Source organism: Polyangium jinanense, assembly GCF_028435265.1.
Lineage (GTDB): Bacteria > Myxococcota_A > Polyangia > Polyangiales > Polyangiaceae > Polyangium > Polyangium jinanense.
Window position 1 is genome coordinate 61,567 of sequence record NZ_JAGTJK010000047.1, and the last position, 22,403, is coordinate 83,969.

A 22,403-nucleotide genomic window follows, 5' to 3' on the forward strand; every position below is an offset into this window, starting at 1 on the left:
ACAGGCCGGTGGCAAGACCAGGAAGGTGCGTTGCCCGCTGGTGACGAGCACGTTGCCTGTTGAATCGTCAGCGCCGCGGTCTTGATGGGCGGGGTCGTCGCTGGTCTTGACCTGGCCTGTTCGATGAACTGCGCGTTGCGCAGTTCATCGACCCCGGGTCCAGCGCTTGCGCTGGTCCAGGTCCAGGGGCGGATAGCCCCGGTGGGGCCTGGGGCAACGCCCCAGCGAAGCGGCTCCCAGATGAGACCAATGATCAGGCCTGGATGAGAGGGGGACGCGAGGCGTCCCCCTCAGGAAGACGGCCAGCGATAGGCCTTGAGCCGCCATTTCGTTTTGGCGAAGCTCGATTCCTTCACGGAGTTCGACTGGTTTCCGCCGAGGAGCACGTAATGGGTGTTCGTCTCGCGAACCAGGAATCCGACGTGATTGCCGGAGGTCGACAAGGACGAATTTGCGGCGCTGGCATTGTAGATGACGGTGATCGCGCCCTGGCGCGCGGTCGTGGGCGAACCCCATTTCACCCAGCTCGCCGCGGCGGCGGAGTTCGTGCCCTTGATCCCGACCTTCTTGAGCACCCAGTTCACGAACGAGGCGCACCACGCGATCTCGTCCGACTTCGCGCGGAGCGTGGTCGTCGCGTGGTACTCGACGATGCGCGGATTGGCCGCCTTCCCCGAGGTCTCGCGGGTGCCCTCTTCCTTGCGCGCGATGGCCATCCACGAGGCGTTGCCTGCGCCGGGATTGGCCGGGGCCGGCTCGGGCTCGGAGGGTTTGGGCGTGGCGGGCGCCGGCCGCGCGGGCGTGGAGGGGGTGGGATCCGGGGCGCCGGCGGGTTGATACTGAAAGCTCGCGCCAATGGCCTTCGCGTCGGGATCGAGGACGGCGTCCCAGGTGCGCGGTCCGACGATGCCGTCGTCCTTGAGGCCACGCTTGCGCTGGAAATGGCGCACGGCGGCATCGGTCCGCGGTCCGAACTGGCCGTCGGGGCTCATGGAATACGCCCAGCGCTTGAGCTCGCGTTGCAGGACGCGGACCTCGTCGCGGAGATGCGGCGCCGCGTCGGGATATCCGGACGGCATTCGCAAGGTGGGGCGGAGCATGCGGCCGAGTGTAAGGGAAGGGCTGCGAAGAGGGAAGATGCGCCTTCAGGCCGTGCGGGCGAACCAGGCGACGATGGCTTCGAGGCGGCGCCGGTCCTCGTCGTCGAAGGCGGCGGGGCGGTCGGAGTCGATGTCGAGCACGGCGAGGAGCGCGCCCGAGGCATCGAGGACGGGGACGACGATTTCGGAGCGGGAACGGGCGTCGCACGTGATGTGGCCGGGGAAGGCGTGGACATCGGGGACGACGACCGTTCGACGCTCCTTTGCCGCGGCGCCGCAGACGCCCTTTCCGAAGGGGATTTCGAGGCAGCCGAGCGTGCCTTGATAAGGACCGACGCGGAGGAGGTCGGGGGCGACGACGCGGTAGAAACCGGTCCAGAGATGGCCGAAGCCGTGATGCAGGAGTGCGCTCATCGTGGCCATGGCCGCGATGGGATCCGAGAGGCCCGCGAGGACGGCTTCGAGCGTGCGGTCCAATTCGTCGTAGGCGCGGTCTTTGGGCAAGTCGCGGAGATCGGGGGTGGATTCGGCCATGGGACGCAGACGATACTACGAAGCGCGAGGGGCGCCACGGAGAGCGTGAAAGAGTGGATCTTCCACCCGGCGTCGTTTATACGCGAAATGGTAGCCGCCGATCCGTACCCGCACGGGCGCGGAGGGGGACGGCGGGCTCGATGGAGGCGCTTGTCATGTCGAAGAAGGTTTCCGCGATTCTTTCCGGGGCCGCGCGTATCGCGACGCTCGGTCTCCTCGCCGCGGCGTCTACGGGCTGCATCGTCGTGAAGATTCCGCCGCCGAAGAAGGGCGACGCGTTTCAGCCTCCGCCCTCCGCGGCGCTGTCGATCAAGCGCGGAGATACGCACCGCTTCCGCATGAACTGCGGCGCCAAGGCGACGTTCCGCTCGGACATCGCCAACGCCGAGCGTCTGGTCATCGAGTTCAAGGGCGAGAACCTGAGCCCCGTCGATCAGCAGACGACGGCGACGCTGCGCCTGAACTGGAACGGCGCGGGCGCGGCCCTCGACCTGCCGATCGGCATTGGCGACAAGGGCGACCGCAGCACGGGCGGCAGCCTGACGGTGACGGGCGACCCCGGCCGGCACGAGGTGACGCTGTCAATGGAGGACGCGCCCGATTGCGGCCCGGTCAACTTCCGCATCGGCTTCAAGTGAGCCTGCGCGGCACGAGCGGCCGCGCGTTTCTTCCCATCCCCCAGACAGACGGATCCTGAAGGCACGACGCGCCGAGGCGCGAACGGCCTTCGTCCGCGTCTCGTTCATTCCGAAGCACAAAAAACCGAAAGGTCCGGAGGACGTTCATCCTCCGGACCTTGTCGGGGCGAGTGGATTTGAACCACCGACCCCTTGACCCCCAGTCAAGTGCGCTAACCAGGCTGCGCTACGCCCCGAGCCGCTCTGCGTGGTGTGTGCCCCGCATCGCGAGGCGGCACCCTAGTCGAACTGTCGAGGATTGCAAGAGCCACGTTCGTCGCTTTTGTACGTCCGTCCCAAATTCGGGGGGGCGCCCTACGAACGCGCAGTCGCGGCAGCCCGGAGCGCGGCCGAAAGGGCCCGGACGTCGGGCACGGCGACGACGAGGCCAGGGTCGTGGCGAGCCCACACGGCGACGTCTCCGGCGGCGCACGCGACGACGGGCACGCCGAGCGCGCGCGCCTCACGCACGACGGTGGGCGCAGCCTCTGCCGCGGAGGCATGCAGGAGCACGTCGGCCGCGGCGATCCACGCAAGAGCTTCGTCCCGCGGCACGAGGCCGACGAACCGCGCGTCGGCATGATGCGCACGCGCGAGAGCTTCGAGCTCGCCCCGCAGAGGACCGTCTCCAACGACGACGATCGACATCGACGCGGAGGTCGCAGCCTCGATCGCGAGGTCGACGCGCTTCGAAGGGACGAGGCGGCCCGCGGCGACGACGAGTTTGTCCGCGGACGGAGGTGGAACGAGCGAGGCGCGGAGCATGCACGCGCGCGTCGTGACGTCGGGCAGATCGAGGAGGACGGGCTCGACGCGGGAGGCGCGTTCGAGGCGCGCAGCAAGCGGTGTGGGCAAGGCGCGCGAGAGGGCGTCGAGAGAGGACGCCGCGGCGAAGCGGAAGGAGGCGTCGCGATCGAGGAGCGAGCGCAGGATGAGGATGCGCGCGGCGGCGGGCATCGCGCAGAGGAGGCGCACGTCGGCGCCGTGGCCGACGACCTCGATCGGCGCGGGAAGACCGAGGAGGATCGGCACAGCCGAGGGGACGATCCAGTGCGCGATGGCGCGATCGACGGGGCCGATCGCAGAGGCACGCGCGCGCGCGGCGATGGCGAAGGGGAGCGCGTGAAGCAAGCGCGTGGGCTCGCGGCGGGCGCGATCGAGCGCGCCAGGCCATCCGAAGAGCGCGCCTCCGCCTGCCGGATGCACGTGGAGCGAGGGCGTCGTGGGATCCCGCGTGGGTTCGTCGAACGGCGAGCCGCCGGGCGCGACGACGTGCACCTCGTGGCCTTGCCGTGCGAGCGCGCGTGCCTCGGCGCGGACGAAGTGCCCCGAGGGATCGGCGTCGCTCGCGGGATAGGAGGTGGTGACGACGAGATGCTTCAAGGTCGAACAAAACGACGAAACGCCGGACTCCTCGGAGCGGCCGGCGTCATCGTCGATGGCCCGAGGCGCGCGGAGGCGCGCCGGGTTACCAGGAGGCGCGCGGACGCGCCGCCGGGCTATTGCATCACGTCCATCTTGGACCGCTTGCGGCGGCGGCGGGCAGCCTCGGACGCCTTCTTGCGGCGCTTGACCGAGGGCTTCATGTAGTGCCGGCGCCTCTTGAGCTCACGAAGGATGCCCTCCGCGGCCATCTTCCGCTTGAGGTGCTTGATCGCGCGCTCGATTCCCTTGTCGCCCACGGCGACCTCGAGCGGTTTGCACTGAATGGCGTCGGTAGGCATCTCTGAACGCGTCCTCTCGTTTCCGTCGTGCGGGCCCTGTTCCCCCGGGCCGCGCGGGGCGTTGTCGTCCTCGTTTTCCGGTTTCCCCGCAGCGCACAGGCACACGTGTACGTGAACCCGGTTCGCGAGGGGGCGACAGTATGTCAGTCGGTTTTTTGTCTGGCAAGGCCGTCCACGCGTGTTCGAGAGGCCCGTAGATCGTGCGCCAGGCAAAACTCGTGAGGTTGTCCACGATTTCTTCTGCCCCCTGCCGCCCCTAGGGGGGTCGCTGACGCCGGTAAGTGTAGGGATTTTCCTCAACTCAGGAGGCCTTGCAGCTGAGAAAGTTTCTAAGTATCCAGCGGACGTGCCGAACGCGTGCCCCGAGGCCGAAGCACGTTTCGCCGAGATGCTGGCGCGCGTCCGGGCCTCCGGCCTCAAGCTGACGCCGCAACGGCTGGCCATCGCGCGCGAGCTCGCGGGCGACCCGACGCACCCGACGGCCCAGGAGCTCTTCGAGCGGCTTCGCCCCGCGATGCCGACGATGAGCTTCGCGACCGTATACAACACGCTCGACGCGCTCGCCGCGGCAGGGCTCTGCGTGTCCTTGAGCCTGTCACCGGGCGCAGCGCGCTTCGACGCGAACATGACGCCGCACAACCACGCGGTGTGTGATCGCTGCGGGCTCGTGCGCGACGTGCCCTCGTGCGCGAACGGCGAGCCGATCACGGAGCTCGCGCCCTGCGTGAACGCGGCCGCGCCCGGGTTCTCCCTGCGCGCCGTGGAGCGCATCTACCGCGGGCTGTGCGAGGCCTGCGCCGCGGACGAACCCACGTTTGCCCGTACGCGCGCGGGCAAACCACGATAGTTTCACCACGCAGTTCCTCCCCATCGTTCCGAAGTACGAAGGAGACGAGATCCCATGGCGAACCTCGCAGGAAGCAAGACCCACCAGAACCTGAAGGACGCGTTTGCCGGCGAGTCGCAGGCGAACCGCCGCTATCTCTACTTCGCCAAGGTCGCGGACGTGGAAGGGCGCCCCGAGATCGCGGGCCTCTTCAAGGACACGGCCGACGGCGAGACGGGCCACGCGCACGGCCACCTCGACTACCTGAAGGCGGCCGGCGATCCCGCCACGGGCCTGCCGATCGGCAACACGGAGAAGAACCTCAAGGCCGCCGTCGCCGGCGAGACGCACGAGTACGAGACGATGTACCCGGGCATGGCGAAGACGGCCCGCGAGGAGGGCTTCGACGACATCGCCGAGTGGTTCGAGACGCTCGCGAGGGCCGAGAAGTCGCACGCGGGCCGCTTCGCGAAGGCCCTCGATACGCTCGACTTCTGATCGAGTGCGCCGCGGGGCGCGCGGGCGAGCGGCAACCGCTCGCTCTCCCGCGCGCCTGCCGCGCCTTTGGCGGCCCTTCCCTTTGCCCGGACGAACCGGAGACGAGAGCAAGCCGTGAGCGTCATCCCCCGCAAGCCCAAGGCCCCGCCGGCGACGAGCCCGCACGATCCGCGCTACTACGACGCGCGCGATCTCGAGGCGGAGCTGCGCCGCGCGTTCCAGATCTGCCACGAGTGCCGCATGTGCGTGAACTACTGCGGCTCGTTCCCGGAGCTGTTCAACCGGGTCGACAAGGCGATCGAGTCGGGCCGCGCCGAGGGCGCAGAGCTCATCGACGACGCGGACATCAAGGCCGTCAGCGACGCCTGCTGGCAGTGCAAGCTCTGTTATATCAAGTGCCCGTACACGCCTGACGAGAGCTCGTCGGAGATGCTCGACTTCCCGCGGCTCATGGCCCGCGAACGAGCGAACCGCGCCGCGCGCGACGGGATCACGTTCGTCGACAAGATCCTCGGCGAGCCGCAGGCGATCGGCGCCGTGGGCGGGGGCGTGATGGCGCCGATCTCGAACTTCGTCCTCGCGTCGAGCCTCGTGCGCAAGGTGCAGGAGAAGGTGACGGGGATCTCGGCGGAGTTCCCGCTGCCGCCGATGGCAAAGGTGACGTTCGGCGAGTGGTTCGCGGATCACGAGCCGGCCGAGAACGCGGGGAAGAACGGCGAGGTCGTGCTCTTCGCGACCTGCTACGGCGAGTACAACGTGCCGAACGTGGCGCACGCGACGGTGCGCGTGCTCGAGCACAACGGCGTGCGCGTGCGCTACCCCGGCGCGGGGGAAGATCGCGGCGCGATGCTGACGTGCTGCGGGATGCCGAACCTCGACGGCGGCGACGTGAAGGCCGCGACCGAGAAGATCCGGCACAACGTGGAGCTGCTGCTGCCGCACGTGCGCGCGGGCCGATCGATCGTCGTGCCGGGGCCGACGTGCGGCTACACGATGAAGAAGGAGTGGGCGGAGTACTTGCCGACGCCCGAGGCGAAGGAGGTCGCGGCGGCGACGATCGACCTCATGGAGTTCTTGGTGAAGCTCGGCCGCGAGAAGAAGCTCGTGCGCGAGTTCCCGGAGAAGCTCGGCAAGGTCGCCTATCACGCGGCCTGCCACCTGCGCGCGCAGAAGGTCGGTTTTCCCGGCGCGCGCGTGCTCGGCGTCGTGCCCGACACGGACGTGCGCGTGATCGAGCAGTGCTCGGCCGTCGACGGGACGTGGGGCATGAAGGCGGCGAACTACGAGACGGGGCGCCGCTACGCGCAGAAGCTCGTGCGCGGCGTGTCGGACACGGAGCCGGACATGGTCGTGAGTGACTGCACGCTGGCAGGGCTGCGCGTGGTGAAGGAGACGGGCAAGCACGTTCTCCACCCGATCGAGGCGCTCGCGCGTGCCTACGGGCTCTTGCCGGCCGAGGGCGCCGAACCCACGACGAAGGCCAAACGAGCCTGATCCTGGAGGAGAAGAGAGCGATGCGACCGATCGATCGGAGCGAGATCCTGCCCCTCGGCGACTACGAGCAGATCCGGGCGAGGTTCCGGGCGCGCGTCATCGAGGAGAAGCGGCCGCGGCGGGTGAAGCTCGGCGAGCAGATGTCGGGGGTGTTCGAGAACCGGGACTCGGTGCTCTTGCAGATCCAGGAGATGCTGCGCACCGAGCGCATCACGAGCGAGAGCGGGATCAAGCACGAGCTCGATACGTACAACGATCTGATCCCGGCCCCGGGCGAGCTGAGCCTGACCTTGTTCGTGGAGATCCCGGACGCCGTGGTCCGCGACCGCATGCTGATCGAGCTCCGGGGCCTCGAAGGCTGCGTGAGCGTGGAGATCGACGGCGTGCGCGCGCCCGCGAAGAGTGATCCGAAGGGCGTGATGCCGGACCGGACGACGGCGGTGCACTACTTCAAGGTGAAGCTCTCCGAGGACGCGGTCGCGGCGATCCGCGCGAAGACGGCGAAGGTCGCGGTGCGCGTGGATCATCCGCGGTACATGGTGCGGACCGAGCTCGGGCCCGCGTCGATCACGAAGCTCGCCGAGGATCTCGCTTGAAGCCATGATCGCCTTCGTGAGGCCGATCAAGTTCGAGGAGGTCGACGCCGCAGGCATCGTCTTCTTCGGGCACTACCTCGGCTTCGCCCACGAGGCGATGGAGCACTTCTTCGGGGGGCTCGACGGGGGATATCCGCACCTCATCGTGAAGCGGCGCGTAGGTTTGCCCGCGGTGAAGGTGAACATGTCGTTCAGCGCGCCGGCGCGGTACGGCGAGGTGCTGCGGATCGAGACGAGCACGGCACACCTCGGGAACCGAAGCGCGACGCTGCGGTACCGGATGCTGCGTGACGAGGGCTCCGTGCTCGTGGCGATGGTGGAGCACACGATCGTCACGACGAACCTCGACGTGATGGCGTCGTGCCCGATGCCGGACGACGTGCGGTCGATCCTCGCAACGCACCTCTCAGTCGAGGCCACGTCGCCTTGAGCCTGGGCGGCCGGCGCGTCGAGCTGCGCTTGCTCCGGGACCGCGCGCATTACGACGTGCTCGTGCAGCGCGTGCTCGCGTCGGCGCGCGTGAGCGTGTGGATCGCGACGGCGAACGTGAAGGAGCTGCGCGTGGAGGCGCCCGTGGGATCGCGGGCGCGCGCGCGGGGACGATACGTGTCGTTGCTGGATGTCTTGCGGGGCCTCGCGCAGAGCGGGGTGGAGCTCAGGCTGCTTCACGCGGGCGTGCCGTCACGCGCGTTTCGCGAGGAGCTCGCGCGGCACGAGGAGCTCTTCGCAGGTGGGCTCGCGATGCGACGCTGTCCGCGCGTGCACCTCAAGATGATCGCGGTCGACGGCGCGGCGCTGTACCTCGGATCGGCGAACCTGACGGGCGCGGGGCTCGGCGCGAAAGGCGAGGGGCGGCGCAATTTCGAGGCGGGGATCCTGACGGACGACGACGTGCTGCTCGACGAGATGCAGGAGGCGTTCGATCGGATCTGGTCTGGGAGAGAGTGCAAAGGCTGCAGGGTGCGCGACGTTTGCCCGGCGCCGCTCGATGGATCGGGGGGTTTTGCTACGCCGAGCGCAAAGGCGCCGGCGAAGAAGGCCGCGGGAAAAGGTCGTTCGCGGTTGCCGCGGGGGCCGCGATCGAGCAAGGGCGGGGCATGACGATGTCTCAGGGTCCGGATCCGGCCGCGCTCGATCGAGTGGCGCAGGCAGCGCTCACGCACGTGGCGGATGGCATGACGCTCGGCCTCGGCACGGGGCGCGCGGCGGAGGCGTTCATCGAGCGCCTCGGCGAGCGGGTGCGCCGAGGGCTCCGCGTGCGAGGCGTGCCGACCTCGAAGCGCTCGGAGGAACTCGCGAAGAGGCTTCAGATCGAGTGCGTCGGGTTCGAAGAGATCCACGGGATCGACGTGGCGTTCGACGGCGCAGACGAGGTGACGCCGGAGCTCGCGCTCACGAAGGGCCTCGGCGGCGCGCTCCTGCGTGAGCGCGTGGTCGCGTACGAGGCCGAGCGGCTCGTGATCCTGGTGACGCCGGAGAAGCTCGTGAACAAGCTCGGATCGAGGACGGCGATCCCGATCGAGGTGGTGCCGTTCGCGGTGGCCACGGCGTCGCGGCACCTGAAAAACCTCGGTGGTGAGCCTGTCGTGCGCAAGAAGGCGGACGGTTTTCCCTTCGTGACCGACAACATGAACTGGATTCTCGACACGCGCTTCGAGCCGCTCGACGACCCGGATCGGATGCACGCCGAGGTGCGGCGTATCCCGGGCGTCGTCGATACGGGCCTGTTCGTCGACTTGGCGGACGTGGTGCTGGTGGGCGGCGCGGACGCGGTTACCGAGATGCGGTGAGCGGGGGTTCGGGGGCGTAGCTCGGCTCGTCCGAGCGTAGCCCCCGAGCGTGGAACGACCCGAGGCGCGCTTCGAGGAGATCGAGGCGCAGATCGCCCGGGGCGCCTGGGGAGACACGCGCGGCGAGGCTCGCCGGCGCGTCGCCCTGGGCGAGCCCTTTGATTTCGTCGGCGACGCGGCGATAGGCCTCGCGGAAAGGGACGCCGGAGGCGGCGAGCTCGACGGCTCGGTCGGTGGCGAAGCACTCGGGCGTGATCGCCGCGAGCATTCGTTCGTGGTCAAAACGAAGGCCCTCGACGAGGCGCGGGAGGAGGCGGACCGTGGCGAGCGTCTCGTCGAGGCCACGCAGGACGGGCGATTTCGTGAGCTGTAGATCGCGGTGATATCCGGACGGGAGCGCGACGAGGGTCTGGACCTCGACGAGCGCGCCCTGAACGATCGAGCAGGCCGCGCGCATGAGCTCGACGACGTCGGGGTTGCGCTTCTGCGGCATGATCGACGAGCCCGTGGTGAACGCGTCGGGGAGGCGCACGAAGCCGAACTCGCTCGTCGTGAAGAGGGAGAGGTCCCACGCGAGCCTGCGGACGATCGCCATGACCTGCCACGCGGCAGCGAGGAGGGTGGCCTCGACGATGCCACGCGAGGTCTGCGAGCCGAGCGGATTCCAGGCAACGTCGGAAAAACCGAGCTCGCGCGCGACGCCCTCGCGATCGAGCGGGAGGTTCACGCCGTAGCCGGCGGCGGCGCCGAGCGGGGAGCGATCGGTGAGCGCGCGCGCGGCGCGGACGATGGTGACCGCGTCGAGGAGGCCTTCGGCGAAGGAGCCAGCCCAGAGGCCCACCGAGCTCGGCACGGCGCGCTGGAGGTGCGTGTAGCCGGGGAGCGGTGTTTTCTCCTCGCGACGCGCGAGCGCGACGAGGGCCGAGGCCGCGGCGACGACGAGCGCTTCGAGCTCGTCCATCGCGTCGCGCTCGTAGAGGCGCATCGCGACGAGGACCTGATCGTTGCGGCTGCGGCCCGTGTGCACCTTCTTGCCGGTGTCGCCGAGCATCGAGACGAGCGCGGCTTCGATCGCGGTGTGGCCGTCCTCGTCGGCCTCGGTGAGCACGAGCTCGCCGGCGTCGTTCTTGCGGACGAGCTCGGCGAGCGCGCGCTCCATGGCGTCGAGCTCGCCCTCCGAGAGCACGCCGATGCGACGGAGCCCGCGTACGTGCGCGCGCGTGGCCACGAGGTCGTAGGCGAGTAGGCGCTGATCGAGCTTCCAGTCGTCGCGGGAGGTGTAACGGAGCATGGCGGCGTCGGTGGCGCCGCCCTTGTCCCAGAGTCGTCCGCTCATTGTCCTTCCAGGGTCTCGTCCACGAGCGCGCGGAGCTCGGCGAGCTTCTTGGCGCGTTCGGGATCGACAGTCTTTTTCGGCGCCGAAGCGCGCATCGATCGTTCGAGCTCGGAGAGTGTCTCCTCGGCCGTGGGCGCGCGCTTGCTGCGGCCGAAGCTGAAGAGGCGCGACATCCATCCCTCGGCTTGATCGAGGACGAACGCGTCGCTCCGGATCCCGTCCGGATCCTCGCGCAGCCTGCGCACGACGGCCGCGTTCGCGCGAGCCCAGGTCTCGGACTCCGCGAAGCGCTCGCGCGGGACGGGATCGAGGTGCCGCGTGGCGACCCGGCCATCCGTGCCGAAGAGCTTGCAGAACATGGCGAGCGCGAGCGTGAGCTCGTTCGTGGTGAGGCGCGTCGCGGAGTGGACCTTCGCGCCGCCGCAGCCCTTCACCACGACGTGCGAGCCGTTCGCGAGCAGGACGCCGAAGCCGAGCAGCACACCCGCGAGATCCGTGACGGGCTCGCGCTCGGCCGTGGAGAGCCCGTCGTACGCGTCGGCCTCGGTCATGAACATGCAGGCCACGGAGCGGACGAGGGCCGTCGTGAGGACCACGGGATCACGCACCTCGCCCGTGCCCACCGCGACGACGTACGAGCCATCGGGGCGACGACCTACGCGATCGAGGCGCGCTTCGATCTTGCCGCCGGGGCCACAGGCGCCGCTGCCGCAGCCCGTGCTCATCGTCTCGCCTTCGGGCGTGATCAGCGTGAGCTCGACCGTGAGATCCGAGAGGCCCGCGAGCGCTTGCACGCGCTCGAGGAGCTTCGCCACCGCGTTCGGCGATCCATCGAAGGGATCGGGAAAATAGTCGGCGGTGGGGAGCACGAGGCCGCGCACGGGCTCGGTGCCTTGCTCGAGCAGGGCCGCGGCGCGATGGAGGATCCAGCGGACTCTCGGTTCGGCGGGTAGATCCATGCGATCAGTCTAGTGCGTGGGCGGCGTCGCGTCGAAAGTGTCGGGGATTCTTTCCCTTGATTCGTGGACCGCCAAGCCTCATGGAGGGGGCGGACGGATCGAATGACCGAACTGCATACACTCCCGGCTCAGGCCTCGCCGATCTCCACGCGCAAGGCCGACCACATCGACCTCTGCGCCACGGGCGACGTGGGGTTCCGCGCGAAGACGACGCTGTTCGAGGGCGTCGAGCTCGTGCACGACGCGCTGCCCGAGCTCGTGATCGACGACATCGACACGTCGATCGAGCTGCTCGGCAAGAAGCTCCGCGTGCCGCTCGTGATCGCGGCGATGACGGGCGGCACCGAGCGCGCGCGGGGCATCAACCGGGAGCTCGCGCGGATCGCGGAGGAGCGCGGCTACGGCTTCGGCCTCGGCAGCCAGCGCGCGATCCTGAAGGGCGAGCCGCGCGAGACGTACATGGTGCGGGACGTGGCGCCGACGACGCTCGTGCTCGGCAACATCGGCGGCGTGCAGGCCAAGAGCCTCGAGACCGCGAAGGTCATGGAGCTCGTCGAGGCCGTCGGCGCCGACGCGCTCTGCGTGCACCTGAACCCGGCGCAGGAGATCGTGCAGCCGGGCGGGGATCGTGATTTCGAGGGCGTGGTCGGGGCCCTCGAGCGGCTCGTCGCGGAGCTTGCCGTGCCGGTCGTCGCGAAGGAGACGGGCTGCGGGATTGGGCCGCGCGCCGCGAAGAAGCTCGCGAAGGCGGGCGTGCGGCACGTGGACGTGTCGGGCGCGGGCGGCACGAGCTGGGTCGCGGTGGAGACGGCGCGCGCCGCGGGACAGGAGCGATCGCTCGGCGTGATGCTGCGTGACTGGGGCGTGCCGACGGCGGCTTCGGTGCTGGTGACGCGCGAGATGCGGCCGCGGTTCAAGAGCATCATCGCGACCGGCGGCGTCACGAACGGCGTCGACGTGGCGAAGGCGATCGCCCTCGGCGCGCATGCGGCTGGGATTGCTCGTCCCGTTCTGCAAGCGCTTCTTTCGGGTGGCCGGGATGGTGCGCTCGCCTTCCTCGACCAGGTGGAGTCCGAGCTTCGCGCCGTCATGCTTTTGGTGGGCGCACGGGACGTACGGGCCCTTCGGCGAGTGCCGACCCTTCTTTCCCCGGATCTCGAGCGTTGGGCGGCCCTCGCGGCCGGCGGCCGGAAGAAATGAGCTTGGCCCGGCCATCTTAAGGGGCCTTCCTGCCGGCGAGCCGGGCGTGCTACCGTCCGGGTCGCTGGAGATCCCAGGGAGACGATGAGCGACAACGAAGGGCGATCCAAAGCGCCCAGCGAACAGCCTCCGGAAGACCTGAAAAGGGAGCGGGATTTGTTCATCCAGCAGTTCTTCCGCAAAGGCGCTCAGCTGACCGAAGAGGTCCTGAAGGAGAACGAACGTCTCCGCGAGCGCCTCTCGGAGCTCGAGAGCGAGAACGGGAGGCTCCGCTCGCACATCGCCAGCGACACGGCGATCCGGGATCTGGTGCGGAAGATCGAGGCGCTCGAGAGCGAGAAGAACGCGCTGCTCCAGCGCTCGGTGGCGATGGAGGCGGTGAGCGATCGCTACACCTCGCGCCATCAGGAAGTGGAGTCCGAGCTCGCGAGCCTCGCGAACCTCTACGTCGCGACCTCGCAGCTCCACTCCTCGACGAACGTTCGCCACGTGCTCCGCAACATCAAGGAGCTCCTGGCGCAGCTGCTCGGCGCGGCTCGGTTCGGTGTCTACATCGCCTCGGACGACAAGAAGGAGCTCGTGGCGGTGGCGACCGAGGGCCAGAGCTTCGCCGACATCGCGACCCTACCGGTGGACGACGGCCCGATCGGGCGTGCTTATTCCACCGGCAAGCTGTACTACGACGCCGAAAACGACGTCTCGAAGGGCACGGTCGAGCGCCCCGCGGCGGTGGTACCGCTGCTCATCGATGGCCAGCCCATCGGCGTCATCGCCATCTTCGGGACGCTTTCCCAAAAGACGGCCTTCGACGACCAGGACGGTGAGCTGTTCCGGCTCCTGGGCGCGCAGGCCGCCCTCGCGCTCGTCAGCGCGCGGCTGTTTACCGATGCAGGTCGCAAGGTGCCTTCCGTACAGGCGTTCCTCGACCTGGAGGACTGATCGATGGCCGAGTACTCCTGCCTGATTGTCGAAGATTCGCCCATGATGCGGCAGCTCTTGGTCTTCGCGCTCGCGCGGCTCAAGAACCTGCGCGTCACGGAGGCGGACGACGGCGTCGACGGCCTGCGCAAGCTCGCCTCGACGAAGTACGACGTCATCATCACCGACATCAACATGCCGATCATGGACGGGCTGAAGCTCGTCAAGCGTGTCCGGTCGGATCCGGTACACAAGGACACGCCGATCATCATCATCACGACCGAGGGCTCGCAAGAAGACCGGCAGCGCGCGCTGCAGCTCGGCGCGAACGCGTACATCACCAAGCCCATCCAGGCGCCCCAGGTGATCGCCAAGGTCAAAGAGCTCCTCGGCATCGAGTGAATCGGCTGCCCCCGGCCCTCCACGTCAAGATTTGCGGTTTCACGCGGATCGAGGACGTGGAGGCCGCCGTCTCCGCGGGCGCCGACATGATCGGCCTCAACTTCGTTCCTGGTTCGTCGCGTCGTATCGACGTGACGCTCGCGCGCGCGCTCGCGGATGCCGCGCGTGGGCGCGTCGAGATCGTCGGCGTTGTGGCCGATCTGGATCCGCCACGCATCGAGGAGCTTGCCCGAGAGGTCGGGCTCGATCGCGTGCAGCTCCATGGAGACGAGCTGCCCGAGGTGATCGACACGCTCGGGCCGCGCGCGTTCAAGGCGCTGCGCATCGGCAGCGCGGAGGACGTCGCGCTCGCGGCGCGATACGGCGGTGATCTCCTGCTCGTCGATGCGCGTGTCCCGGGACAAAAGGGGGGGACGGGCGTGCGCGTCGATCCGGCGCTCGTCGTCGAGCTCGCGCGCGCGCGTCGCCTCCTACTCGCGGGCGGGCTCGGGCCCGACAACGTCGCCGAGGCGGTGCGCGTCGTGCGCCCGTGGGGCGTCGACGTCGCGAGCGGCGTCGAGTCCGCGCCAGGAGTGAAGGATGAGCGCAAGATGCGCGCGTTCGTCCACGAAGCTCGGCGCGCCGCGCTGGAAGCCGCAGGAGCGGCGGACGGCGCGGACGACGCGTAAGTAGGAGGTCTTGGTGATGATGATGCGGAGAGGTTCGAGAGAGCTTTTGGCGGTTCTCGTCGCGGTGCCGTGCGTGCTCGCGACGGCGACGGCATCGGCGGCGACGCTGACGGTGGGTCCGGGCAAGACGCACGCGACGCCTTGTCAGGCGATCGCGGCAGCGAGCGACGGCGACACGATCGAGATCGACGCGGCCGGCACCTACGACGGCGATGTCTGCGGCTGGTCGAAGAACGGGCTCACGTTGCGGGGCGTCGGTGGCCTCGCGAAGATCGACGCGGCAGGGAAGAACTCAGGCGGCAAGGCGACCTGGGTCATCGCGGGGAACGACACGGTCGTCGAGAACATCGAGTTCAGCGGCGCCACGGTCCCGGATCAGAACGGCGCGGGCATCCGTCAGGAGGGCGCGAACCTCACGATCCGCGGCTGCTACTTCCACGACAACGAGAACGGCATCCTCGCGGGCGACAACGCGGCGAGCACGATCCTCATCGAGTACACGGAGTTCGCGAACAACGGTTTCGGCGACGGCCAGTCGCACAACCTCTACATCAACCACGTCAAGAAGCTCGTCTTCCAGCACAACTACTCGCACGCCGCGAAGATCGGCCACCTGCTGAAGTCGCGCGCGCTCGAGAACCACGTGCTCTACAACCGCCTCACAGGGGAGGACGGGACGGGCAGCTACGAGATCGACCTGCCGAGCGGCGGCCTGTCGTTCGTCATCGGCAACCTCATCCAGCAGGGGCCGAACACCGACAACAGCTCGATCCTGGCCTATCGCATGGAGTCGAACGGGGCGAACCAAAACACCGAGCTCTACGTCGTGAACAACACGTTCGTCAACGAGCGCCCGAACGGCGGCACGTTCCTGAACATCAACGCGGCCGCGGTGCCCGCGGTCATCCGGAACAACATCTTCGTCGGGCCCGGGACGCTGACGAACCAGGGCAACGCGATCCTCGGGAAGAACTTCGAGGGCGATCCGATGTTCGTCGACCAGGCCGCGTTCGACTACCGGCTGAAGGACGGATCGCCCTGCGTGGACGGGGGCGAGGCGCCGGGAATGGGCGGCGGGATCGATTTGACCCCCAAGTTTCACTACGTGCACCCGGCCGACGCGGCGGGGCGCACGACGGTCGGCACGATCGACATCGGCGCCTACGAGCTCGGCGGTGAGGGAGGCGCGGGCGGAAGCGGTGGAAGCGGCGGCGCCGGCGGGAGCGGAGGCGGAAGCGGAGGAAGCGGCGGAGGCGCTGGCGGAAGCGGAGGCGCTGGCGGAAGCGGAGGCGCTGGCGGAGGAGATGGTGGAGGCACGGACGGCGAGGAGGGGAGCTGCGGCTGCCGGGTCGTCGGCGGCGGTGATGCGTCCTTCGGCTGGATCACGGGCCTCGCGATCGGCGCGGCCGTCGCGGCGCGCAGGGGCCGGCGGCGCGTAGAAATCTCGCGTCGCTGATCGCGGTCTCGATCACGGCTCTCCACGTCCTCTCCGGTTCACGCGCTCTCGCGGGTTCACACGGGCTTCGGAGCGACGTCCATCGTTGCGACGTCCGCGGTTCGTCCTAGGATGCCGCTCCCCCGACCGGAGACTCGTATGCGCACGCTTTCCCTCGCCTTCGCCTCCGTGGCGATGTCCCTCCTCGCTGGGTGTGGCTCGGCCACGCCCGAGCCCATCACCAACACGGCGGGCCCCGTGCCCACCGTCGCGTTGCCCGCCGACAAGGGGCCGCCGCCCGTGGAGGTCACGCTGGAGAGCGTGGGCCTCGATGGCGCCGCGCTCGATAAATCGGTCGATCCTTGCAAGGACTTCTACTCGTTCGCCTGCGGCGGCTGGCTCAAGTCGACCGAGATCCCCTCCGACGAGGCGACCTGGGTGCGGAGCTTCAGCGAGATCGACAAGCGCAACGAGCTCGCGCTGAAGACGATCCTCGAGGACGCGGGCAAGGCGAAGAACCCCGATCCGACGACGAAGAAGATCGGCGACTACTATGCCGCGTGCATGGATGAAGCGGCCGTCGACGCCGCGGGCATCACGCCGATCAAGCCGCTCGTCGATCGCGCGCGGAAGGTCTCGTCGGCGAAGGACGTGACCGCGCTGGTCACCGACCTGCACGGAAAGGGCATCTTCCCGCTGTTCTGGATCTCGGGCGAGCAGGATCCCGGGGACGCGACGCGCGTCATCGCCACGCTCGATCAGGGCGGGCTCGGACTGCCGGATCGCGACTACTACACGAAGGACGACGACGATTCGAAGAAGTTGCGCGCGGAGTACGTCGCTCACGTCGAGCGCATGCTGAAGCTCGCGGGGCTCGCCGAGGCGGACGCGAAGAAGGCCGCGGCGGACGTGCTCGCGCTCGAGACCGACATCGCCAAGATCTCGAAGACGCGTGTGGAGCGCCGCGATCCGAAGGGCATCTACAACATGGTGAGCCGCGCGGATCTCGCCAAGAAGGCGCCGACGTTCCCCTGGGACGTGTACTTCAAGGCGCTCGGGATCTCGGACGTGAAGCAGGCGAACCTCACGTCGATCCCCTTCTTCGAGGGCCTCGACAAGCTGCTCACGTCGGTGAAGCCGAACGTCTGGCAGAGCTACCTGACGTGGCAGATCGTGCGCGCGTCGGCCGACGAGCTGTCGAAGCCGTTCGTGGACGAAGCGTTCTCCCTTCGCGCCCGCCTCTTCGGTCTGAAGGAGCAGAAGCCGCGCTGGAAGCGGTGCGTCGAGGCCACGGATCACGCGCTCGGCGAGCTCGTCGCGCAGCCGTTCGTGTCGCGCCACTTCGCGGGCGATTCGAAGCGCGCCGCCGAGCAGATGGTGCAGGAGATCAGCAAGGCCTTCGGCGTGCGCGTCAAGTCGCTCGACTGGATGGACGAGAAGACGAAGGAGCGCGCGCTCGCCAAGCTCTCCACCATGGCCTACCTCATCGGCTACCCGGCGAAGTGGCGTAGCTACGACTTCGAGGTCGACCGGAAGAGCTACGGGAAGAACGCGATGGCCGCGGGCGCGTTCGAGCAGAAGCGCAGGCTCGCCAAGATCGGCAAGCCCGTCGATCGCGAGGAGTGGCAGATGAGCCCTCCGATGGTGAACGCGTACTACGACGCGCAGAAGAACCACATGGTCTTCCCGGCCGGGATCCTGCAGCCGCCGTTCTACGACGTGAAGTCGGCGATCCAGGTGAACCTCGGCGGCATGGGCATGGTCGTGGGCCACGAGCTGACGCACGGCTTCGACGACGAGGGCTCGCAGTACGCGGGCAACGGCAACCTCGAGAACTGGTGGGAGCCCGCCGTCGGGGAGCTGTTCAAGAAGAAGACGACGTGCGTCGAGGAGCAGTACTCGACGTACGAGCCGCTGCCCGGCGTGAAGCTCAATGGCAAGCTCACGCTCGGCGAGAACATCGCGGATCTCGGCGGCATCAAGCTCGCGTTCATGGCCTACCGCGAGATGCGCAAGGGCGCGGCGAACATGACCGTCGCAGGCGGCTTCACCGAGGATCAGCAGTTCTTCCTCGCGCACGCGCAGGCCTGGTGCGCGAAGAGCCGCGACGAGTACGCGCGTCTCCACGCGAAGACGAACACGCACTCGGCGCCGCGGTTCCGTGTGAACGGTCCGCTCGTGAACACGCCCGAGTTCGCCCAGGCGTTCTCGTGCGCCGAGGGCACGCCGATGCACCCGGCGAAGATGTGTTCCGTTTGGTGACCTGCGCGCCGCGGGGCTCGCTGCACACGCCTTTCAGGAAGGACCTGCTCGCCCGGTAGGACGCGGGCGAGCAGGCTTCCCAGGTGCTCGGGGCAGGGTATTTCGGACAGTTCGGAGGGCGCTTCGTCGCAGAGACGCTGGTGCCCGCGCTCGAGGAGCTCGATCGCGCGCGGCAGGAGATCCTGCCGGCGCCGGCGTTCCAGGCGGAGCTTCACGAGCTCTTGCGGAGCTACGTCGGACGGCCGACGCCCCTGACGGAGGCGAAGCGGCTCGCGCGGCGGATCGATCCGGACGGAGGTGCGATCGCGGAGCTTCTGCTCAAGCGTGAGGACCTCTGTCACACGGGGGCGCACAAGATCAACAACGCGCTCGGACAGCTCTTGCTCGCGAAGGCGATGGGCAAGACGCGGATCATCGCGGAGACGGGCGCGGGGCAGCACGGTGTGGCGACGGCGACGGCGGCGGCGCTCTTGGGCCTGCCGTGCGAGGTCTACCAGGGCGCGCTCGACATGGAGCGGCAGGCGCCGAACGTCGCGCGCATGCGGCTGCTCGGGGCGCGCGTGGTGCCGGTGGAGTCGGGGTCGCGGACGCTGAAGGACGCGATGAACGAGGCGCTGCGCGACTGGGTGACGAACGTGCGCACGACGTACTACTGCGTCGGCAGCGCGGCGGGGCCGCACCCGTATCCCACGCTCGTCGCGTCGCTGCAGCGGATCATCGGCGACGAGGCGCGTGCGTCGTGCCTCGATCGCGGGGCGCTGCCGGACGTGGTGATCGCGTGCGTGGGCGGCGGCTCGAATGCGATCGGGATCTTCAAGGCGTTCGAGGGTGATACGAGCGTGTCGCTTTACGGCGTCGAGGCCGCGGGGCTCGGGCTCGACACGGACAAGCACGCGGCGACGCTCTCGCGTGGGCGCATCGGCGTGCTGCACGGGGCGAAGACGTACGTGCTCTGCGACGACGCGGGGCAGGTGAACGAGGCGCACTCGGTGAGCGCGGGGCTCGATTATCCGGGCGTGGGGCCGGAGCACGCGCGGCTCTGCGACACGGGGCGCGCGACGTACGTCTCGGCGACGGACACGGAGGCGCTCGACGCGGCGCGGGAGGTCGCGCGCGCGGAGGGCATCGTGGTCGCGCTGGAGACAGCGCACGCGTTCGCGGCGATCGGGCAGATCGCGCAGCGCGAGGCCGAGGCGAGGGGACGGCCTGCGCGGATCCTCGTGTGCCTCTCGGGCCGCGGCGACAAGGACCTGGACACGATCACGGCGTACGGCGGAGGGAAGTGATGCACCGGATCGATCAGCGCTTCGTCGAGCTCCGGCGCGCGGGCCGGAAGGCGCTTTGCGTGTACCTCTGCGTCGGAGATCCTTCGCTCGAGGCGTCGGGGTTTCTCGCGGTCGAGGCGATCGACGCGGGCGCGGACATCCTCGAGCTCGGCGTGCCGTTCAGCGATCCCACGGCCGACGGTCCGACGCTCGCACGCGCGGCGCAACGAGCCATCGCGGCGGGCGCGACGCTCGAACGGGTACTCGAAGTCGCGTCGCGCATTCGCGCTCGTTCGGAGGCGCCGCTCGTGCTGTTCACGTACTACAACCCCGTGCTCGTCGCGGGGGAGGCGCGGGTTGCGCGGCTCGCGCGGGAGGCGGGCGTGGATGCGCTGCTCGTCGTGGATTTGCCGCCCGAGGAGGCGGGGCCGCTCCGGGGCGCGTGCGCGGCCGAGGGGCTCGGCGTGGTGCCGCTCGTCTCGCCGACGAGCCATGCGGCGCGGGTCGAGGCGATCCGGCGCGCTTCCATGCCGCTCGACGGCGCGCCGCGCGCGTTCGTGTACTCGATCTCGATGACGGGCGTGACGGGGGCGAGCCCGTCGGATCTCGCCGCGGCCGCGCGGGATGCCGAGGCGATGCATCGATCGTTCGACCGGCCCGTGCTCGTTGGCTTCGGCATCGACAGCGGCGCGAGTGCGAGGCTCGCGGCGGGCGAGACGACCGGCGGTGCTGATGGCGTCGTCGTCGGCACCGCGCTCGCGCGGCGCATCGAGCAGGCCACGAGCGGCGACGAACAACGGCGCGTCGTTCGCTCCTTCGTCGGCGAGCTGCGACGAGCCCTCGACGAATCCGCGTAGAAGCCTGTCAGCCTGTCCCGTGCTTCAGGAGGACGCGGTTTCGGCCCGTCCGCTTCGCCTGGTAGAGCGCCTCGTCGGCGGCGGCGATGAGCTGCTCGGGCGTCTCCACTGGCAGATCCGGGTGCGCGGCGACGCCGACGCTGATCGTGATCTGCATGCGCGTCCCTTCGTGTTCGAAGGGCGTGGTCTCCACGACCGCGCGCAGCCGCTCGCCGAGGATGCCTGCGTTGCCGAGCGTCACGCCGCGGCAGATCACGCCGAACTCCTCGCCGCCGTAGCGCGCGAAGACGTCCTCGGTCCGTACCGTGTTCATCGTCAGCTTCGAGATCTTCGTGAGCACGTAGTCACCGGCGAGGTGGCCGTACGTGTCGTTCACGCGCTTGAAGTGATCGACGTCGAACATCACGAGCGAGAGCGGCGCGCGGTGCCGCTTCGCGTAGGCGATCTCGGTCTCGAGACGGCTCAGGAAGTAGCGCTTGTTGAACGCTTTCGTCAGCCCGTCGCGCAGCGCCGCATCGATCATCTGCTGCTGGAAGCTGACGTCGAGGTGGTCGTGGTAGGTGAACTTGAGGATCGTGGTCGATCCCAGGCGGATCTTGTCGCCGTCGCGCAGGATGCGCTGGCTGATGTTCTCGCCGTTCACCGAGGTGCCGTTCGAGCTGTTGAGATCTTCCAGCACCACGTCGTTGCCGGCGCGGACGAGCCGCGCGTGGCGACGCGAGATGCCGTCGTCGTTCAGACGCACCGTGGCGTTCGCCCCACGGCCCAGGACGGTCTCCGGAAACTCGACCTCGAACATCTCGCCGACGTTCGAGCCGACGAGCACGATGAGATAGGCGCGATCACGCTGCGATCGAGCCCTGAGCTCGTCCTGGAGCTCCTTCACGTGGGCGACCCGCGTGGCTTCGATATCGTCGTCAGGCGGCCCGCTGTTCATGCTGCCAAACTGCATCATAGCGCTGCACGTCGTCGCTTGGGAACGACTACCGTGCAGGGACAGAGTGGTTTCTCGGGGTGACAAGAAGCTGAACGAAAGCCAGCCGACTGGAGGGCCGACGGGTTCGCCGCGCCCTCACTAAGCCGCCTTCCCGAGGGGGACGGCGATCTGCTCGACCTCGACGCCGGCGATGCTGGTTTCGAGGAGCGTGACGTCGGCGTGCGAAAAGCCTTGCCCTGCGCCCTCGCCGCCCGGGGCTTCGCCGACGCTGCCCACGTTCACGATCCGTACGCCCTGGACCATGCGGTCGAACGGCACGTGCGAGCCGCCGCAGACGATCACGTCGGCCGGATCGTCGCCGAGCAGGGCCGCCATCTCCTCGTCCGTCATGTCGTGGCAGAACGGCTCGAACGGATCGACCGGGGATCCGTGGACGAGCAGGAGCTCGCTGCCGTCTTCGAGGTTCATGCGGTGGGTCGTGGGGAGCCGGCCGAGCCGCGCGAGGATGAGCTGGCCGAGCTCGGTGCGCACCTCCGAGAGACGCTCGAGCCGCGAGCGCTCGTAGGGGCTCTTCGGGACGACCTTGCTGATGTCGAGCGTCGCGAGCGCGCGATCGCCGGTGCCCTGGACCAGGATGGCCTGCATCTGCGTGAGCCGGCGCCACGTCTCGAGCGGATCGGGGCCGGGAAAGCAGAGATCGCCGGCGACGAGGATCTTCGAATAGCCGCGGCGCTCGGCCACCGCGAGTACGGCGGAGAGCGCATCCGCGCGTCCATGGATGTCGGACAGGCAGAGGAGACGCACGCAGCGGAGCATAGGAGGTGGGCGGAGCCTCGCCAAGGCGCATCGGGATCGAGAAGAGGGAAGTCGGTGGCGCGTCCGCCCCGCCTGCTCGGCGCGGGCCGAGGCTAAGGAGAAAAACGAG

24 protein-coding genes and 1 tRNA gene are annotated in these 22,403 nt (G+C 68.9%); 16 read left to right on the plus strand and 9 right to left on the minus strand.

The features are described from left to right. Window positions 1-290 precede the first annotated feature (290 nt). The gene (locus tag KEG38_RS43560) at window positions 291-1,100 is read right to left on the minus strand and encodes an NlpC/P60 family protein (protein ID WP_272426679.1); all 810 of its coding nucleotides are present in this window, start codon (window positions 1,098-1,100) and stop codon (window positions 291-293) included. Between the two features lie 45 nt (window positions 1,101-1,145). Next, window positions 1,146-1,634, minus strand: a complete 489-nt coding sequence (gene msrC / locus KEG38_RS43565) for a free L-methionine (R)-S-oxide reductase MsrC (protein ID WP_272426680.1) — start codon at window positions 1,632-1,634, stop codon at window positions 1,146-1,148. A gap of 155 nt (window positions 1,635-1,789) precedes the next feature. Between msrC and KEG38_RS43570 the strand changes: the two genes are divergently transcribed. Beyond that, window positions 1,790-2,272, plus strand: a complete 483-nt coding sequence (locus KEG38_RS43570) for a hypothetical protein (RefSeq protein WP_272426681.1) — start codon at window positions 1,790-1,792, stop codon at window positions 2,270-2,272. A 161-nt stretch (window positions 2,273-2,433) separates the two neighbouring features. Here KEG38_RS43570 and KEG38_RS43575 read toward each other — a convergent pair. The 3 genes from KEG38_RS43575 to rpsU all read right to left on the minus strand — a co-directional run bounded on the left by KEG38_RS43575 (window position 2,434) and on the right by rpsU (window position 4,035). Next, a tRNA-Pro gene (locus KEG38_RS43575) sits at window positions 2,434-2,508 on the minus strand. 118 nt (window positions 2,509-2,626) lie between these two features. After that, entirely contained in the window at window positions 2,627-3,694 is a 1,068-nt protein-coding gene (locus KEG38_RS43580) for a glycosyltransferase family 4 protein (protein ID WP_272426682.1), read from the minus strand. 116 nt (window positions 3,695-3,810) lie between these two features. Then, entirely contained in the window at window positions 3,811-4,035 is a 225-nt protein-coding gene (rpsU, locus tag KEG38_RS43585) for a 30S ribosomal protein S21 (RefSeq protein WP_136928365.1), read from the minus strand. A 346-nt stretch (window positions 4,036-4,381) separates the two neighbouring features. On the opposite strand from rpsU, the gene KEG38_RS43590 reads away from it, so the two are divergent. The 7 genes from KEG38_RS43590 to rpiA all read left to right on the plus strand — a co-directional run bounded on the left by KEG38_RS43590 (window position 4,382) and on the right by rpiA (window position 9,239). Then, complete coding sequence (locus KEG38_RS43590; RefSeq protein ID WP_272426683.1) at window positions 4,382-4,882, plus strand: Fur family transcriptional regulator; 501 nt, start codon at window positions 4,382-4,384, stop codon at window positions 4,880-4,882. Between the two features lie 54 nt (window positions 4,883-4,936). Continuing rightward, entirely contained in the window at window positions 4,937-5,359 is a 423-nt protein-coding gene (locus KEG38_RS43595) for a rubrerythrin family protein (protein WP_272426684.1), read from the plus strand. Window positions 5,360-5,473: 114 nt separating this feature from the next. Further along, window positions 5,474-6,853, plus strand: a complete 1,380-nt coding sequence (locus KEG38_RS43600; RefSeq protein ID WP_272426685.1) for a heterodisulfide reductase-related iron-sulfur binding cluster — start codon at window positions 5,474-5,476, stop codon at window positions 6,851-6,853. Window positions 6,854-6,873: 20 nt separating this feature from the next. Further along, window positions 6,874-7,449 carry a DUF3501 family protein gene (locus tag KEG38_RS43605; protein ID WP_272426686.1) on the plus strand — a complete coding sequence of 192 codons (576 nt, stop codon included), beginning with the start codon at window positions 6,874-6,876 and terminating at the stop codon, window positions 7,447-7,449. Window positions 7,450-7,453: 4 nt separating this feature from the next. Continuing rightward, window positions 7,454-7,879, plus strand: coding sequence for an acyl-CoA thioesterase (locus KEG38_RS43610; protein WP_272426687.1), 426 nt, complete (start codon window positions 7,454-7,456; stop codon window positions 7,877-7,879). Continuing rightward, on the plus strand, window positions 7,876-8,550 hold the full coding sequence (locus KEG38_RS43615) for a phospholipase D family protein (RefSeq protein WP_272426688.1): 675 nt from the start codon (window positions 7,876-7,878) through the stop codon (window positions 8,548-8,550). Before KEG38_RS43610 ends, KEG38_RS43615 begins: the two co-directional genes overlap by 4 nt. Then, the gene (gene rpiA, locus KEG38_RS43620; protein ID WP_272426689.1) at window positions 8,547-9,239 is read left to right on the plus strand and encodes a ribose-5-phosphate isomerase RpiA; all 693 of its coding nucleotides are present in this window, start codon (window positions 8,547-8,549) and stop codon (window positions 9,237-9,239) included. The genes KEG38_RS43615 and rpiA overlap by 4 nt, the downstream gene beginning before the upstream one ends. On the opposite strand, the gene argH is transcribed toward rpiA, so the two are convergent. Both argH and KEG38_RS43630 read right to left on the minus strand, forming a co-directional pair. Continuing rightward, window positions 9,223-10,575 carry an argininosuccinate lyase gene (gene argH, locus KEG38_RS43625; protein WP_272426690.1) on the minus strand — a complete coding sequence of 451 codons (1,353 nt, stop codon included), beginning with the start codon at window positions 10,573-10,575 and terminating at the stop codon, window positions 9,223-9,225. The genes rpiA and argH overlap by 17 nt on opposite strands. Further along, window positions 10,572-11,534, minus strand: a complete 963-nt coding sequence (locus KEG38_RS43630; protein WP_272426691.1) for a hypothetical protein — start codon at window positions 11,532-11,534, stop codon at window positions 10,572-10,574. Before KEG38_RS43630 ends, argH begins: the two co-directional genes overlap by 4 nt. A gap of 102 nt (window positions 11,535-11,636) precedes the next feature. On the opposite strand from KEG38_RS43630, the gene fni reads away from it, so the two are divergent. The 8 genes from fni to trpA all read left to right on the plus strand — a co-directional run bounded on the left by fni (window position 11,637) and on the right by trpA (window position 20,541). After that, window positions 11,637-12,734, plus strand: a complete 1,098-nt coding sequence (gene fni / locus KEG38_RS43635) for a type 2 isopentenyl-diphosphate Delta-isomerase (RefSeq protein WP_272426692.1) — start codon at window positions 11,637-11,639, stop codon at window positions 12,732-12,734. Window positions 12,735-12,818: 84 nt separating this feature from the next. Further along, the gene (locus KEG38_RS43640; RefSeq protein WP_272426693.1) at window positions 12,819-13,673 is read left to right on the plus strand and encodes a GAF domain-containing protein; all 855 of its coding nucleotides are present in this window, start codon (window positions 12,819-12,821) and stop codon (window positions 13,671-13,673) included. A gap of 3 nt (window positions 13,674-13,676) precedes the next feature. Then, window positions 13,677-14,054 carry a response regulator gene (locus tag KEG38_RS43645; RefSeq protein ID WP_136928355.1) on the plus strand — a complete coding sequence of 126 codons (378 nt, stop codon included), beginning with the start codon at window positions 13,677-13,679 and terminating at the stop codon, window positions 14,052-14,054. Further along, the gene (locus KEG38_RS43650) at window positions 14,051-14,722 is read left to right on the plus strand and encodes a phosphoribosylanthranilate isomerase (RefSeq protein WP_272426694.1); all 672 of its coding nucleotides are present in this window, start codon (window positions 14,051-14,053) and stop codon (window positions 14,720-14,722) included. The genes KEG38_RS43645 and KEG38_RS43650 overlap by 4 nt, the downstream gene beginning before the upstream one ends. A 16-nt stretch (window positions 14,723-14,738) precedes the next feature. Continuing rightward, window positions 14,739-16,178: a right-handed parallel beta-helix repeat-containing protein gene (locus KEG38_RS43655; protein WP_272426695.1), complete on the plus strand. Its 1,440-nt coding sequence runs from the start codon at window positions 14,739-14,741 to the stop codon at window positions 16,176-16,178. 138 nt (window positions 16,179-16,316) lie between these two features. Next, window positions 16,317-18,419, plus strand: a complete 2,103-nt coding sequence (locus KEG38_RS43660) for a M13 family metallopeptidase (protein WP_272426696.1) — start codon at window positions 16,317-16,319, stop codon at window positions 18,417-18,419. Between the two features lie 83 nt (window positions 18,420-18,502). Beyond that, on the plus strand, window positions 18,503-19,705 hold the full coding sequence (gene trpB / locus KEG38_RS43665) for a tryptophan synthase subunit beta (protein ID WP_272426697.1): 1,203 nt from the start codon (window positions 18,503-18,505) through the stop codon (window positions 19,703-19,705). Next, window positions 19,705-20,541, plus strand: coding sequence for a tryptophan synthase subunit alpha (gene trpA / locus KEG38_RS43670; protein ID WP_272426698.1), 837 nt, complete (start codon window positions 19,705-19,707; stop codon window positions 20,539-20,541). Before trpB ends, trpA begins: the two co-directional genes overlap by 1 nt. Before the next feature lie 7 nt (window positions 20,542-20,548). On the opposite strand, the gene KEG38_RS43675 is transcribed toward trpA, so the two are convergent. After that, on the minus strand, window positions 20,549-21,478 hold the full coding sequence (locus KEG38_RS43675; RefSeq protein WP_272426699.1) for a GGDEF domain-containing protein: 930 nt from the start codon (window positions 21,476-21,478) through the stop codon (window positions 20,549-20,551). Between the two features lie 138 nt (window positions 21,479-21,616). Further along, complete coding sequence (locus KEG38_RS43680; protein ID WP_272426700.1) at window positions 21,617-22,282, minus strand: metallophosphoesterase family protein; 666 nt, start codon at window positions 22,280-22,282, stop codon at window positions 21,617-21,619. Between the last annotated feature and the right edge of the window lie 121 nt (window positions 22,283-22,403).